The organism is Massilia rhizosphaerae (assembly GCF_016093545.1).
GTDB lineage: Bacteria > Pseudomonadota > Gammaproteobacteria > Burkholderiales > Burkholderiaceae_D > Telluria > Telluria rhizosphaerae.
Genome location: NZ_JADKYX010000011.1, coordinates 108,668 through 122,586, shown reverse-complemented (window position 1 = coordinate 122,586; position 13,919 = coordinate 108,668). Strand labels below are relative to the sequence as shown.

Annotated in this window: 12 protein-coding genes and 1 other RNA gene; 7 read left to right on the top strand and 6 right to left on the bottom strand. The window is 64.4% G+C overall.

All coding sequences use genetic code 11. The annotated features are described in order from the left end of the window. Positions 1–56 precede the first annotated feature (56 nt). From ISF28_RS31225 to ompA, 6 genes are all read right to left on the bottom strand, one after another. Entirely contained in the window at positions 57–602 is a 546-nt protein-coding gene (locus ISF28_RS31225) for a DUF6538 domain-containing protein (RefSeq protein ID WP_370663457.1), read from the bottom strand. Between the two features lie 64 nt (positions 603–666). Continuing rightward, positions 667–1,025, bottom strand: a transfer-messenger RNA (tmRNA) gene (ssrA, locus tag ISF28_RS17105). Positions 1,026–1,133: 108 nt separating this feature from the next. After that, positions 1,134–1,688: a glycine zipper 2TM domain-containing protein gene (locus ISF28_RS31055; protein ID WP_198118380.1), complete on the bottom strand. Its 555-nt coding sequence runs from the start codon at positions 1,686–1,688 to the stop codon at positions 1,134–1,136. Between the two features lie 289 nt (positions 1,689–1,977). Then, complete coding sequence (locus ISF28_RS17095) at positions 1,978–2,685, bottom strand: HAD family hydrolase (RefSeq protein ID WP_198118379.1); 708 nt, start codon at positions 2,683–2,685, stop codon at positions 1,978–1,980. A 23-nt stretch (positions 2,686–2,708) separates the two neighbouring features. Then, complete coding sequence (gene ubiG, locus ISF28_RS17090) at positions 2,709–3,407, bottom strand: bifunctional 2-polyprenyl-6-hydroxyphenol methylase/3-demethylubiquinol 3-O-methyltransferase UbiG (RefSeq protein ID WP_370663454.1); 699 nt, start codon at positions 3,405–3,407, stop codon at positions 2,709–2,711. Positions 3,408–3,541: 134 nt separating this feature from the next. Then, positions 3,542–4,258, bottom strand: coding sequence for an outer membrane protein OmpA (gene ompA / locus ISF28_RS17085; RefSeq protein ID WP_198118377.1), 717 nt, complete (start codon positions 4,256–4,258; stop codon positions 3,542–3,544). Positions 4,259–4,653: 395 nt separating this feature from the next. Between ompA and gyrA the strand changes: the two genes are divergently transcribed. The 7 genes from gyrA to cmk all read left to right on the top strand — a co-directional run bounded on the left by gyrA (position 4,654) and on the right by cmk (position 13,883). Then, complete coding sequence (gene gyrA / locus ISF28_RS17080; protein WP_198118376.1) at positions 4,654–7,269, top strand: DNA gyrase subunit A; 2,616 nt, start codon at positions 4,654–4,656, stop codon at positions 7,267–7,269. Positions 7,270–7,500: 231 nt separating this feature from the next. After that, entirely contained in the window at positions 7,501–8,607 is a 1,107-nt protein-coding gene (serC, locus tag ISF28_RS17075) for a 3-phosphoserine/phosphohydroxythreonine transaminase (protein WP_198118375.1), read from the top strand. A 145-nt stretch (positions 8,608–8,752) separates the two neighbouring features. Then, positions 8,753–9,823, top strand: a complete 1,071-nt coding sequence (gene pheA / locus ISF28_RS17070; RefSeq protein ID WP_198118374.1) for a prephenate dehydratase — start codon at positions 8,753–8,755, stop codon at positions 9,821–9,823. 29 nt (positions 9,824–9,852) lie between these two features. After that, entirely contained in the window at positions 9,853–10,956 is a 1,104-nt protein-coding gene (gene hisC / locus ISF28_RS17065; protein ID WP_198118373.1) for a histidinol-phosphate transaminase, read from the top strand. Further along, positions 10,956–11,864 carry a prephenate dehydrogenase gene (locus ISF28_RS17060; RefSeq protein WP_198118372.1) on the top strand — a complete coding sequence of 303 codons (909 nt, stop codon included), beginning with the start codon at positions 10,956–10,958 and terminating at the stop codon, positions 11,862–11,864. The genes hisC and ISF28_RS17060 overlap by 1 nt, the downstream gene beginning before the upstream one ends. Beyond that, positions 11,861–13,192: a 3-phosphoshikimate 1-carboxyvinyltransferase gene (gene aroA / locus ISF28_RS17055; protein WP_198118371.1), complete on the top strand. Its 1,332-nt coding sequence runs from the start codon at positions 11,861–11,863 to the stop codon at positions 13,190–13,192. The genes ISF28_RS17060 and aroA overlap by 4 nt, the downstream gene beginning before the upstream one ends. A gap of 28 nt (positions 13,193–13,220) precedes the next feature. Beyond that, a complete protein-coding gene (gene cmk / locus ISF28_RS17050; RefSeq protein ID WP_198118370.1) occupies positions 13,221–13,883 on the top strand; it encodes a (d)CMP kinase in 663 nt (220 codons plus the stop codon). The last annotated feature ends 36 nt before the right edge of the window (positions 13,884–13,919 follow it).

The following is a 13,919-nucleotide window of genomic DNA, read 5'->3' as shown; positions in this document are numbered from 1 at the left end:
GTCGATGTCATCAAGTGGAGGGTCGCCAACGATATCAATGAATATCTTGTATATCGCTATGTTCTCGCTGTGCGTGGCGGGCGTCCATTTATTTCCTGCGTGCCGATCGCGCTCATAGTCCCTGCCCAGTTGCGAGAACAGAGGGGAGGGCTTCTTCGGCGGCCGAACTGCAGCCTTCGTGACGATCGTGAATGTTTCCTGATGTCGCCGGTGGTCGGCGTGTTGGGTGTCCTGCAGACCGTCAACCGTCTGTTCAAGCTCATCAATGCGTGCGCGCAGTACAGGTCTTTGCGTGCCCTGGCGAGCACGTCATCCAGAGTAATTAGCGGGGCTGTAGGCGTTTCTTTCTGGTCGGACATGAGTTGTGGCCTAATTTCTGTGAACGCTCGTTTGAGAGCGATTAAGAGCGTTTGCGCCGCGGCCGTAGCCTCCTTGATGCTGGCGGTACGCAGGCTGCGGTAGATTTCTTTGGAGGCGAAGCGGTGCCGGAGGTCTGGGGTACTGCCATGCGGAAGTAGAGGATTCCGAACTTGTTTCGATGTAGCGATGATGCGACTCTGATGGCAATGTCTGACCTGTCTTGGGGCGCTCGGTTGGGGCACCAAGCCAGATCGCACGTGCTGAAAAAGGAAAAGCCGCTGACGAATCAGCGGCTTATCGGAATACTGGTGGAGGCGGAGGGAATCGAACCCTCGTCCGCAAGCACTCTACAGACAGTTCTACATACTTAGCACTGTCTTTTAATTTAACCTGGCTGACGGGGACGTGCACCCTGCAACCAAGCGAGTTACCTTAAATTTCGGAAGCAACCAAGTAACCCGGTTGAGTCCTAGCCTCTGTAAATGACTCTACTTGCCTTGCGGCACACCCCAGAGGCGAGGTGGTGTAGAGCTAGCAGCGATTAGGCTGCGAGTGCGTACGAGTTATCGTTTGCAGTTATTGATTTCTGGATGTATTTACGAGGTAACCAGTCCTCGGTATGCCCTGTTCTGCTTTGCAACCCACGTCGAAACCAGGTCGCCCCCAGAAAGAGAACGCTCATTGTACCGCAATCGGCCGGTGAGCGGAGAGCCCTTGACGCGCCCTCACACCCGATATGGGTGCGAGGTGCGGAGAATCAAGGTCTGGCGTGTTTAACGGCCCTGGTTCTGGTTGGCGATCTGGTTGCCCAGCATGCCGCCGCCGATGATGCCGGCGACAGTCGCGAGTTTGCGGCCGTTGCCGCTGCCGACCTGGTTGCCCAGCAGGCCGCCGACGACGGCGCCGGTGCCGATGGCGACGTAGTTCGGCTGCGGTGCCGGACGCGGTGCCGGTTCACGATAGGCCGGCGCATCGTTCTGCGCGTAGCTCGTGTGGTGCACCGTGTGATGCGGAGCAGGTTTCGCAGGCACTTCGCGGATCACGGTTTCCTTGATCACGGTCGGTGCCGGTTGGGCACTCGCAACGACCGGCTGCGCGAAGGCGCCTTGCACCGGCTGGGCACCTTGCGGCGTTTCGGCTGCCATCGGCAATGCGCTTGCCGGTGCGCCGGTCTGGGCCGTGTTGGCGCCTGCGTCGGGGGCGCTGTGCGAGCTCGGCAGGAGGCCGGTGATCGCGGCCGCGCCGGCCAGGCTGACGACGATGACGGACACTGCGGCAGCAGCCATCAGCGGGTGGATGCGGGAGGTGGCGGTCTTGAGCGTTTCCATTTTGTCTGCTCCTGAGGAGTTGTTGTCGTGTGGTTGTAGATTACTCGGGGGCATTGTGGAGAGATAGACGATTCACTGTATCAATCGTAAAGATATGTAAGTGCCGAGTTCCAGTGGTCCAACGAAGACGACGGCTCTGGATCGAAGTTTGCAACTAACCGACGACGTAGCTCGGAACAAGAAGCGCAGCCGCCAGCATCGATGACGGGGCGCGACGTAGAAGAGAAGAGGGGAGGCAGCGCGCCGCCGCCCGACGTGGCAGGCGGGACGCGGCACGTAGACAGGCGAATCAGGCCGCCGCTTTCGCAGCCCCGGCCGGGTCCGCCAGATCGCGCAACACCTGCAGCAGGTGGCGCGGCGTGTCGAGCTGGACATCGGCGCCCCAGGTCGTCGGATCGATGGCGCCGCAATAGCCCCAATTGCACGCGACGGTGACCATGCCTGCCGCGCGGCCCGCTTCGATGTCGCGCAAATCGTCCCCCACGTACCAGCAGTGCGCGGGATCGATGTCCAGGCGGCGGGCCGCTTCCAGCAGCGGGGCCGGGTGCGGCTTCGCGTGCGGCGTCGTATCGCCCGAGACCACGCAGTCCGCGTGCGCCAGGCCGATCAGCGGCACGAGCGGATCGGTGAAGCGTGCCGGTTTGTTGGTGACGATGCCCCAGGCCATGCCGGCCGCTTTGAGGCCGTCCAGCAGGTCGGGAATGCCGTCGAACAGCGTGCTGTGCACGGCCATCGCCGACTGGTAGCGCTCGAACCATTCCACGCGCAGGGCTTCGTAGCCCTCGTCGCCCGGTGCGAGGCCGAAGGCGGCGCCGATCATGCCGCGCGCGCCGGCCGAGGCGGTCGGGCGCAGCAGGGCGTACGGCGTCGGTTCCAGGCCGCGCTCGGTGCGCATCCGGTTGACGGCGGCCGCGAGGTCGGGCGCGGTGTCGGCCAGCGTGCCGTCGAGGTCGAACAGGACGGCGCGCGGCGCGGGCAGGGCGGAAGAAAAGGTCATGAGTCGGTATTTAAAGCGCTTTATTACATCGGTTTACTGCAGGCGACCATGTAGTTGACACCGGTGTCCTGGTTCAGCGAGTAGATCTTGGTCAACGGGTTGTACGTGAGGCCCTTCAGCCCGTCGACGATGAGGCCGGCGTCGCGCACGAAATTCGACAGTTCGGCCGGCGTGATGAATTTGGCATAGTCGTGGGTGCCGCGCGGCAGCATGCGCAGCACGTATTCGGCGCCGACGACGGCGAACAGATACGATTTGACGTTGCGGTTCAGGGTCGAGAAGAACACGCGGCCGCCCGGTTTCACGAGCGTCGCGGCGGCGCGCACGATGGCGGCCGGGTCGGGGACGTGCTCCAGCATCTCCATGCAGGTCACGACGTCGAATTGGCCGGGCTCTTCCGCGGCCATGTCCTCGGCCGCGATCAATTTGTAACGCACTTCCACGCCCGATTCCAGGCTGTGCAGGTCGGCCACCTTGAGGGCTTTCTTGGACAGGTCGATGCCCGTGACCTTGGCGCCCTTGCGCGCCATCGATTCGGCCAGGATGCCGCCGCCGCAGCCGATGTCGATGACGTTCTTGCCGGCCAGCGGCACGCGCGCGTTGATCCATTCCAGGCGCAACGGGTTGATGTCGTGCAGCGGACGGAATTCGGACGTCGGGTCCCACCAGCGGTGGGCCAGTTCACTGAACTTCTGGATCTCTAAGGGATCGGCGTTGGTCATCGTAGTCATAGGACGGAATGATAGCGGAAATGGGTAGCCGGCACGGATGGGGTCGCGAAAAAAAACACATGCCGGTGAGACATAAAAAAACCCCGCCGAAGCGGGGTTGTCCAGGCGTCAAGCAGAATTAAGAATTACTGCTGCTGGCTGCTGCGGGTACCGACGACTTCGATTTCCACGCGGCGGTTCTTCGCACGGCCGGCGGCGGTCTTGTTGTCGGCGACCGGCTGTTTCTCGCCCTTGCCTTCGGTGTAGACGCGTTTTGCATCGACGCCCTTGCTCTGCAGATAAGCCTTGACGGCGTCGGCGCGGCGCACGGACAGCTTCTGGTTGTAGGCATCGGTGCCCACCGAGTCGGTGTGGCCGACGGCGATGATGACTTCCAGGTTGATGTCTTTCAGCTTCGTGACGAGGTCGTCCAGCGATGCCTTGCCGGCCGGCTTCAGCACGGCTTTGTCGAAGTCGAAGAAGGCGTCAGCCGAGTAGCTCACTTTTTCCGAGGTCGGGACCGGAGCCGGTGCTGGGGCCGGAGCCGGGGCGGCAGGTGCCGGAGCGGCGACCGGCGGAGGCGGCGGTGCGACGCACTTGCCGTTTTCCAGGTGTTCCGGCGGCACGCACAGCGGCGCGTCGCAGCCCGGGACCGCGTCGGCCGGGGTCCAGTAGCCGGTGCGCCAGCACAGGCCGAACGGATCGCGGGCGATGACACCACGGGCATCCTGCACGTAAGCGCTGTACGGCGTGCGAGCGTGAATATCGGTGGTCAGCGGCGCATACGGAGGTGCGCTTTGCGCGGATGCGCTGCCCGCCATCGCGGCCGTGGCAGCGAATACGAGGGTTGCCAATTTATTCATATTTTTTCTTCCTTTCGGTAAAATCTTCTAGCAGCGAAACTGCTCAGGGGCAATAAGACGTGAGTATAAGATTAACACTCGAGACAACATGTCAGTTCCGCATTGTGAAACAAGCAATTAACGTCTCGGCCATTTTGCCACATACGCCACATCCGCACGAACCGTGGTCGACCAATTGCCTTGCATGCTATTTGTCGCGTTGTTTCTGCGCAACAAGGTGTCGACAAGCGTATCGAAGCTTGACGAACGTTTATGACAGGAATGTGTCAATGCGCTAATTGTGCCAGTTTGCTATCGCCTTCGCTGGCGGCCGAAATGCGTTGCTGGCAGGTCGGCCGTGGTAAAATCATGGGCTTGGAATTCAACAGATCAGCCTGAAGGCGCCGACCCGCACAATGGATCAATTCGCAAAAGAAACAGTTCCAATTTCCCTGGAAGAAGAGATGCGCAAGAGCTACCTCGATTACGCGATGAGCGTGATCGTGGGCCGTGCTCTGCCGGATGTGCGCGACGGCTTGAAACCCGTGCACCGCCGCGTGCTGTACGCGATGCACGAAATGAACAACGTCTGGAACCGGCCTTACCTGAAGTGCGCGCGCGTGGTCGGCGACACGATGGGTAAGTACCACCCGCACGGCGACGCGTCGATCTACGACACGCTGGTCCGCATGGCCCAGGACTTCTCGCTGCGCTACACGCTCGTGGACGGGCAGGGCAACTTCGGTTCCATCGACGGCGACTCCGCCGCGGCGATGCGTTACACCGAGTGCCGCCTGGACAAGATATCGAACGAACTGCTGGCCGACATCGACAAGGACACCGTCGACTTCCAGCCCAACTACGACGGCAAGGAAAAAGAGCCGACCGTCCTGCCGACGAAGATCCCGAACCTGCTGATCAACGGCTCGTCCGGCATCGCGGTCGGCATGGCGACGAACATCCCGCCGCACAACCTGTCCGAAGTGATCAACGGCGCAATGCACGTGCTGAGGAATCCGGATTGCACGATCGACGAACTGATTGAGCTGATCCCGGCGCCGGACTTCCCGACGGCCGGCATCATCTATGGCGTCTCGGGCGTGCGCGACGGCTATCGCACGGGCCGCGGCCGCGTCGTCATGCGCGCCAAGACCCACTTCGAGGAATACGGCAAGGACGGCGGCCGCATCGCGATCATCGTCGACGAGCTGCCGTACCAGGTCAACAAGAAATCGCTGCTGGAGCGCATCGCCGAAAACGTGCGCGACAAGAAGCTGGAAGGCATTTCCGACATCCGCGACGAGTCCGACAAATCGGGCATGCGCGTCGTCATCGAACTGAAGCGCGGCGAAGTGCCGGAAGTCGTGCTGAACAACCTGTACAAGCAGACCCAGCTGCAGGACACGTTCGGCATGAACATGGTGGCCCTCGTCAACGGCCAGCCCAAGCTGCTGAACCTCAAGCAGATGCTGGAGTGCTTCCTGTCGCACCGCCGCGAAGTGGTCACGCGCCGCACCGTGTTCGAACTGCGCAAGGCGCGCGAACGCGGCCACATGCTGGAAGGTCTCGCGGTCGCGCTGGCGAACATCGACGACTTCATCGCGATCATCAAGGCCGCGCCGACGCCGCCGGTCGCGAAGACGGAACTGATGGCGCGCGCGTGGGATTCGTCCCTCGTGCGCGAAATGCTGATGCGCACGGAGACGGGCGCCGCCGGCGGCATCGAGGCGTTCCGTCCCGAGCACCTGCCGAAGCACTACGGCATGCAGCAGGACGGCCTGTACAAGCTGTCGGACGAGCAGGCCCAGGAAATCCTGCAGATGCGCTTGCAGCGTCTGACCGGCCTGGAGCAGGACAAGATCGTCAACGAGTACAAGGACGTGATGCTGCACATCGCCGACCTGCTCGACATCCTGGCCCGCCCGGAGCGCGTCACGAGCATCATCGTCGACGAGATGGCGCAGATCAAATCCGACTACGCGGAAAACGGCAAGGACACGCGCCGCTCCGCCATCGAGCACAACGCCTCCGACCTGGAGACGGAAGACCTGATCACGCCGCAGGACATGGTCGTGACCTTGTCGCACACGGGCTACATGAAATCGCAGCCGATTTCCGAATACCGCGCGCAGAAGCGCGGCGGCCGCGGCAAGCAGGCGATGGCGACGAAGGACGAGGACTGGATCGACCAGCTGTTCATCGCCAACACGCACGACTACATGCTGTGCTTCAGCAACCGCGGCCGGATGTACTGGCTGAAGGTGTGGGAAGTGCCGCAAGGTTCGCGCAACTCGCGCGGCAAGCCGATCGTCAACATGTTCCCGCTGCAGGACGGCGAGAAGATCACCGTGATCCTGCCGCTGTCGGGCGAGAACTCGACGTTCCCGGAAGATCACTACGTCTTCATGTCGACGAGCCTCGGCACGGTCAAGAAGACGCCGTTGCGCGATTTTTCGAATCCGCGCAAGGCCGGCATCATCGCCGTCGACCTGGACGAGGGCGACTTCCTGATCGGCGCCGCCCTCACGGACGGCAAGCACGACGTGATGCTGTTCTCCGACGCCGGCAAGGCCGTGCGCTTCGACGAGAACGACGTGCGCCCGATGGGCCGCACCGCGCGCGGCGTGCGCGGCATGAACCTGGAAGAGGGCCAGAACGTGATCGCGCTGCTGGTCGCCGAGAACGAGCAGCAGTCCGTGCTGACCGCGACGGAAAACGGCTTCGGCAAGCGCACCCCGATCACGGAATACACGCGCCACGGCCGCGGCACGAAGGGCATGATCGCGATCCAGACGTCCGAGCGCAACGGCAAGGTCGTCGCCGCGACGCTGGTCGACGAGACGGACGAGATCATGCTGATCACGACCGGCGGCGTGCTGATCCGCACCCGCGTGGCCGAGATCCGCGAGATGGGCCGCGCCACCCAGGGCGTCACGCTGATCGCTGTGGAAGACGGCACCAGGCTGTCCGGCCTGCAGCGCGTCGTCGAGACCGATCTCGAGGAAACCGAGCTGGAGCCGGCACCGGAATAAGCCGGGTTCCCTCCGCCGAAAAGCCGCCGCGCGCCAGCACCGGCGGCTTTTTTATTCCCGCAATTCGGGGTCGGAGCACTTTTTCGGGCGGTGGTCTTTCCGCAATGTGGCACCGGGCCGCGAAATGGCAGTGGTAGAGGATTTTTTGCAAGTTTCGTGCGAAAATCGAGGAACCCGCATTGTCATGACGGGAACGCACGCCGCCGCACCCGCACTCATTCAAGGATATTCGTGAATCAATCTCTCGCCGCCACCCAGGTTTATAACTTCTCCGCCGGCCCGGCCGTCCTGCCGAAGGAAGTCCTGCGCCAGGCCGCCGACGAGATGCTGGACTGGCACGGCAGCGGCATGTCCGTGATGGAGATGAGCCACCGCGGCCCCGAATTCATCTCGATCGCGCAGCAGGCCGAAGCCGACCTGCGCGAACTGCTGGGCGTGCCGGCCAACTACAAGGTCCTGTTCATGCAGGGCGGCGGCCTCGGCCAGAACGCCATCATTCCGCTGAACATGGTGGGCCGCAAACCCCAGCCGGCCACGATCGACTTCGTCCACACCGGTTCGTGGTCGGGCAAGTCGCTCAAGGAAGCGCGGCGCTATGCGAACGTGAACGTTGCCGCATCCGGCGAGGCGAGCCGCTTCACCACCGTGCCGCCGCAGGAAACGTGGAAGCTGAGCGCCGACGCCGCCTACCTGCACGTGTGCACCAACGAGACCATCGACGGCGTCGAGATCGGCTACGTGCCCACCGTGCAGGGCGACACGCCGCTCGTCGTCGACATGTCGTCGCACATCCTGTCGCGCACCATCGACGTGTCGAAATACGGCGTGATCTTCGCCGGCGCGCAAAAGAACATCGGCCCGGCGGGCCTGACGATCACCATCGTGCGCGACGACCTGCTCGACTACGCGCTGCCGATCTGCCCCGGCGTGTTCAACTGGCGCGCCGTGGCCGACGCCGACTCGATGCTGAACACGCCGCCGACGTATGCGATCTATATCGCGGGCCTCGTGTTCGCGCACCTGAAAAAACTGGGCGGCGTGGCCGAGATGGAACGCTGCAACATCGAAAAAGCGCGCCTGCTGTACGCGGCGCTGGACGCCGACGATTTTTACCAGAATCGTGTGGCGCCCGAATATCGCTCGCGCATGAACGTACCGTTCTACCTGCGCGATGAGTCGTTGAACGAACAATTCCTGGCCGGCGCCAAAGCGCGCGGCCTGCTGCAACTGAAGGGCCACAAGTCCGTCGGCGGTATGCGGGCATCGATCTACAACGCGATGCCGATCGAGGGCGTGCAAGCCCTGGTCGATTATTTGAACGAGTTCGCGGGGCGCTGATGCGCACCCGGTTGTGCCCTTGACCGGACCGTAGGGTGGGCGCTCCGCGCCCACCATGCTGCCGAGCAAAGGTGGGCACGGGGTGCCCACCCTACGGCAGCCATTCCGTTTTTTCGGGCCGTGAACCGCACCCAATGAGCAGACAATGACAGACAAACTGAAACCCCTGCGCGAACAGATCGATGCGATCGACGCGCAAATCCTCGAACTCCTTTCGCGCCGCGGCAAGGTCGCGCAGGAAGTCGGCCACGTCAAGGCCGAGACGAACGCCCCCGTGTTCCGCCCCGAGCGCGAAGCGCAGGTGCTGCGCAGCGTGGCCGAGCGCAATCCCGGTCCGCTGAAGAACCAGGACGTGCAGACCATCTTCCGCGAGATCATGTCGTCCTGCCGCGCGCTGGAAAAACGCGTGACGGTCGCCTACCTCGGCCCGACCGGCACGTTCACCCAGGAGGCCGCGTTCCAGCATTTCGGCAGCGCCGTCGAAGGCCTGCCCTGCGTGTCGATCGATGAAGTGTTCCGCGCCACCGAGGCCGGCACGGCTGACTACGGCGTTGTCCCCGTCGAGAATTCGTCCGAGGGCGCCATCAACCGCACGCTCGACCTGATGCTCGCGACGACGACCATCATCAGCGGCGAAGTGTCGATCCCCGTGCACCACAGCCTCATGACGAAGACGGGCACGATGGAAGGCGTGAAGGTCGTGTGCGCCCATTCGCAGGCGCTGGCCCAGTGCCAGGTGTGGCTCAACCTGCACCATCCGGGCATCGAACGGCGCGCCGTCGCGTCGAACGCGGAAGCCGCGGTGCTGGCGAGCCAGGACCCGACCGTCGCCGCGATCGCCAGCGAGATGGCCGGCGAACAGTACAAGCTGGGCGTGGTGCAGGCGCACATCCAGGACGATCCGCACAACCGCACCCGTTTCCTGATCATCGGCAGCCAGGCCACGGGCCCGTCCGGCAAGGATCGCACGTCGATCGTGCTGGCGGTGCCGAACAAGGCCGGCGCCGTCTACAGCCTGCTCGCGCCGCTCGCGAAGCACGGCGTGTCGATGACGCGCTTCGAGTCGCGTCCCGCGCGCATCGGCACGTGGGAGTACTACTTCTATGTCGACGTCGAGGGCCACATCGCCGATGCCGCCGTCGGCCGCGCGCTCGAAGAACTCAAGGACAACGCCGCCTTCTTCAAGGTATTGGGATCGTATCCCGTCGGCCTCTGAACCATCCTCACCAAAGCCAAGAGAATCCCATGTCGCAATTCGGTCCAGACTACGTCCGTGCCATCGCCCCCTACCAGGCCGGCAAACCCATTTCCGAAGTCGCCCGCGAGTTCGGCCTCGATGAAGCCAATATCGTCAAGCTGGCCTCCAACGAAAACCCGTTCGGCGTGCCGGAATCGGCCAAGGCCGCGATGGCCGCCGCGGCCGCGGAACTCGGCCGCTACCCGGACGCCAACGGCTTCGAGCTGAAGGCCGCGCTGGCCAAGCGCTACGACGTGCCGGCCGACTGGATCACGCTCGGCAACGGCTCCAACGATATCCTGGAAATCGCCGCGCACGCGTTCGTGCAGAAGGACCAGGCCGTCGTCTACGCGCAGTACTCGTTCGCCGTGTACGCGCTGGCCACGCAGGGCGTCGGCGCGCGCGGCATCGTCGTTTCGGCCAAGAATCATGGCCACGACCTCGATGCGATGGCGGCCGCGATCGATGCCGACACGCGCCTCGTCTACATCGCCAACCCGAACAATCCGACCGGCACGTTCATCCCGGCTGCCGAAATCGAAGCGTTCCTGGCCAAGGTGCCGGCGTCCGTCGTTGTCGTGCTGGACGAGGCCTACAACGAATACCTGGAACCGAAGGACCAGTTCGAATCGACGCAGTGGGTCCGTAAATACCCGAACCTGATCGTCTCGCGCACGTTCTCCAAAGCGTATGGCCTGGCGGGCCTGCGCGTCGGTTTCGCCATCGCCCAGCCGGCCGTGACGGACCTGATGAACCGTATCCGCCAACCGTTCAACGTGAACTCGCTCGCGCAGGCCGCCGCCATCGCGGCGCTGAACGACAAGGCCTTCCTGCAGAAGGGTTTCGAGAACAACCGCGCCGGCTACAAGCAGCTGACGGCGGCGTTCGAAGAACTGGGCCTGGAATACGTCCCGTCGTACGGCAACTTCGTGCTCGTGAAAGTGGGCGACGACGACGGCGCCGGCGCGCGCGTGAACCTGGCGCTGCTGAAGCAGGGCGTGATCGTGCGCCCGGTCGGCGCGTACGGCTTGCCGCAATGGCTGCGCATTTCGATCGGCCTGCCGGAAGAGAATGCCCGCTTCGTCGAAGCGCTCAAGCGCGCGCTCGCCTGATGTTTACGAAAGTCGTCATCGTCGGCGTCGGCCTGATCGGCGGCTCGTTCGCGCTGGGGCTGAAGGCGGCCGGTGCCGTGGATCGCGTCGTGGGCCTCGGGCGGTCCGCGCAGGCGCTGGCGCGCGCGCGTGAGCTCGGGATCATCGACGAGGCGGCCGCCTCGCCGCAGGAGGCGCTGCGCGGCGCGGACCTCGTGCTGCTGGCGGCCCCGGTCGCGCAGACCGGCCCCATTCTCGCGTCGCTCCTGCCGTACCTGGAGCCGCAGACGATCGTCACGGACGCGGGCAGCACCAAGTCCGACGTCGTGGCGGCCGCGCGCGCGGCGCTGGGCGACCGCGTCAAGCAGTTCGTGCCGGGCCACCCGATCGCCGGGCGCGAATCGAACGGCCCGGACGCGGCGATCCCCGACCTGTACCGCGGCAAGAAAACCGTGCTGGCGCCGCTGCCGGAAAACGCGCCGGACGCCATCGACAAAGTGGCGGCCGCGTGGCGCACGTGCGGCGCCGTCATCCACATGCTCACGCCGCAGGAACACGACAAGGTGTTCGCGGCCGTCAGCCACCTGCCGCACCTGCTCGCGTACGCGCTCGTCGACGACATCGCCGCCAAGCCGCACGCGGATTTGCTGTTCCAGTACGCCGCCAGCGGCTTCCGCGATTTCACCCGCATCGCGGGCTCGTCGCCGGAAATGTGGCGCGACATCAGCCTCGCGAACCGCGACGCGCTGCTCGGCGAACTCGATGCGTATCTGGCCCAATTGACTCACCTTCGCGCGCGGCTCGCCGCCGGCGACGGGGCCGCGCTGGAGGCGACCTACGCCAACGCCCAGCGCGCCCGCCGTGCGTGGATCGAAGCGATCGAAACCGCGGAAAAGCCGCCGGCCCCCGATCAGGAATCTGGAAAATGACACAAGCTAAAATCTATCCCCAGCACATCGACCTCGAACCCGTGATGCGCGTGCAGGGCACCGTACGCCTGCCGGGGTCGAAGAGTATCTCCAACCGCACCTTGCTGCTGGCCGCGCTGTCCGAAGGCACGACGACCATCCACGACCTGCTCGCATCGGACGACACGTCCGTCATGCTGGACGCCCTGCGCAAGCTGGGCATCCAGTGGGAGCAGATCGACGACCGCACGCACGTCGTGCACGGCGCCGCCGGCAAGCTGCCCGTCGGCCAGGCCGACCTGTTCATGGGGAATGCGGGCACCGCGATCCGTCCGCTGACGGCGGCGCTGGCCGTGATCGGCGGCGACTACACGCTGCACGGCGTCGAGCGCATGCACGAGCGTCCGATCGGCGACCTGGTCGACGCGCTGAACGCCGTCGGCGCCAGCATCGAATACACGGGCAATCCGGGCTATCCGCCGCTGCACATCCGCAAGGGGCACGTGCAGCCGGACCGCATCGCCGTGCGCGGCAACGTGTCGAGCCAGTTCCTCACCGCGCTGCTGATGGCCGCGCCGTTGATGGCGCAGACGCAGCCGGTGACGATCGAGGTCGTGGGCGAGCTGATTTCCAAGCCGTACATCGAGATCACCCTGAACCTGATGCGCCGCTTCGGCGTGACGGTCGGCCAGGACGGCTGGGCGTCGTTCACCGTGCAGCCGGGCCAGACGTACCGCAGCCCGGGCAGCATCCACGTCGAGGGCGATGCGTCGTCGGCGTCGTACTTCCTGGCCGCGGGCGCCATCGCCGGCGGTCCGGTGCGCGTGGAAGGCGTGGGCAAGGAGTCGATCCAGGGCGACGTGCGCTTCGCCGATGCGCTCGAGTTGATGGGCGCCACGATCACCAAGGGCGACAACTGGATCGAGGCCAAGTCGAACGGCGTGTTGAAAGCCATCGACGCGGACTTCAACCACATCCCGGACGCCGCGATGACGATCGCCGTCGCCGCGCTGTACGCGGACGGCACGAGCACCCTGCGCAACATCGCCAGCTGGCGCGTGAAGGAAACGGACCGCCTGGCCGCGATGGCGACGGAGCTGCGCAAGGTCGGCGCGACGGTGGAAGAGGGCCCGGACTATATCCGCGTGACGCCGCCGGAGACGCTGTCGCCGGCCACCATCGACACCTACGACGATCACCGGATGGCGATGTGCTTCTCGCTCGCCTCGCTCGATGGCGCGGCGCGGCGCGGGAACGCCATGCGCATCAACGATCCGAAGTGCGTAGCCAAGACGTTCCCGGATTATTTCGAAACGTTTTCCGGAATCGCCCAGGACACTTTATCCTGACGGGGTAATCCTGACATCACACACCTACATGCCGAACACGAATATTCCCGTCATTACGATTGACGGCCCGACCGCCTCGGGCAAGGGCACGGTGGCCCAAAAGGTCGCCGACCGCCTGGGCTTCCACCTGCTGGATTCCGGCGCGCTGTACCGCCTCACCGCGCTGTCCGCGCTGCGCCGCGGGACCGACATGCGCGACGAGCACGCGCTGGCCAAGGTGGCCGAACACCTGAACGTCCGCTTCAACGGCGGCCACATCTATCTCGGGACGGAAGAGGTGGGCAACGCCATCCGCGCCGAGGATGTCGGCAATACCGCATCGAAGATCGCCGCGCTGCCGGCCGTGCGCCAGGCGTTGTACGGCTTGCAACTGAGCTTTCGCGAGACGCCCGGCCTGGTGGCCGATGGCCGCGATATGGGCACCGTGATCTTTCCCGGCGCACAGCTGAAAGTGTTCTTGACAGCAAGCGTTGAGGCACGTGCGCAACGTCGGTATAAGCAATTGATTGACAAAGGATTTTCTGCTAATATGGACGATCTGCTGGCGGATTTGCAGGCCCGCGACGCGCGCGACACCCAGCGCGCCGTGGCGCCGCTGGTGCCGGCAGAGGGGGCGCACATCCTCGACACGTCGCAGATGACGGCCGACAAAGCCGTCGAACAGGTGCTGGCCTGGTACGCGCACTCCTGAACAAGAATTTCTCCCCGACGTCGTGGGGACTGTGTT

Excerpts from the sequence above, each read along its gene's own strand:
- pheA (WP_198118374.1), top strand. The coding sequence starts at position 8,753 with ATGACAGACAAACTGAAACCCCTGCGCGAACAGATCGATGCGATCGAC.
- gyrA (WP_198118376.1), top strand. The coding sequence starts at position 4,654 with ATGGATCAATTCGCAAAAGAAACAGTTCCAATTTCCCTGGAAGAAGAG.
- ISF28_RS31055 (WP_198118380.1), bottom strand. The coding sequence starts at position 1,688 with ATGGAAACGCTCAAGACCGCCACCTCCCGCATCCACCCGCTGATGGCT.
- ompA (WP_198118377.1), bottom strand. The coding sequence starts at position 4,258 with ATGAATAAATTGGCAACCCTCGTATTCGCTGCCACGGCCGCGATGGCG.
- ISF28_RS17095 (WP_198118379.1), bottom strand. The coding sequence starts at position 2,685 with ATGACCTTTTCTTCCGCCCTGCCCGCGCCGCGCGCCGTCCTGTTCGAC.
- cmk (WP_198118370.1), top strand. The coding sequence starts at position 13,221 with ATGCCGAACACGAATATTCCCGTCATTACGATTGACGGCCCGACCGCC.
- aroA (WP_198118371.1), top strand. The coding sequence starts at position 11,861 with ATGACACAAGCTAAAATCTATCCCCAGCACATCGACCTCGAACCCGTG.
- ISF28_RS17060 (WP_198118372.1), top strand. The coding sequence starts at position 10,956 with ATGTTTACGAAAGTCGTCATCGTCGGCGTCGGCCTGATCGGCGGCTCG.
- hisC (WP_198118373.1), top strand. The coding sequence starts at position 9,853 with ATGTCGCAATTCGGTCCAGACTACGTCCGTGCCATCGCCCCCTACCAG.
- ubiG (WP_370663454.1), bottom strand. The coding sequence starts at position 3,407 with ATGACCAACGCCGATCCCTTAGAGATCCAGAAGTTCAGTGAACTGGCC.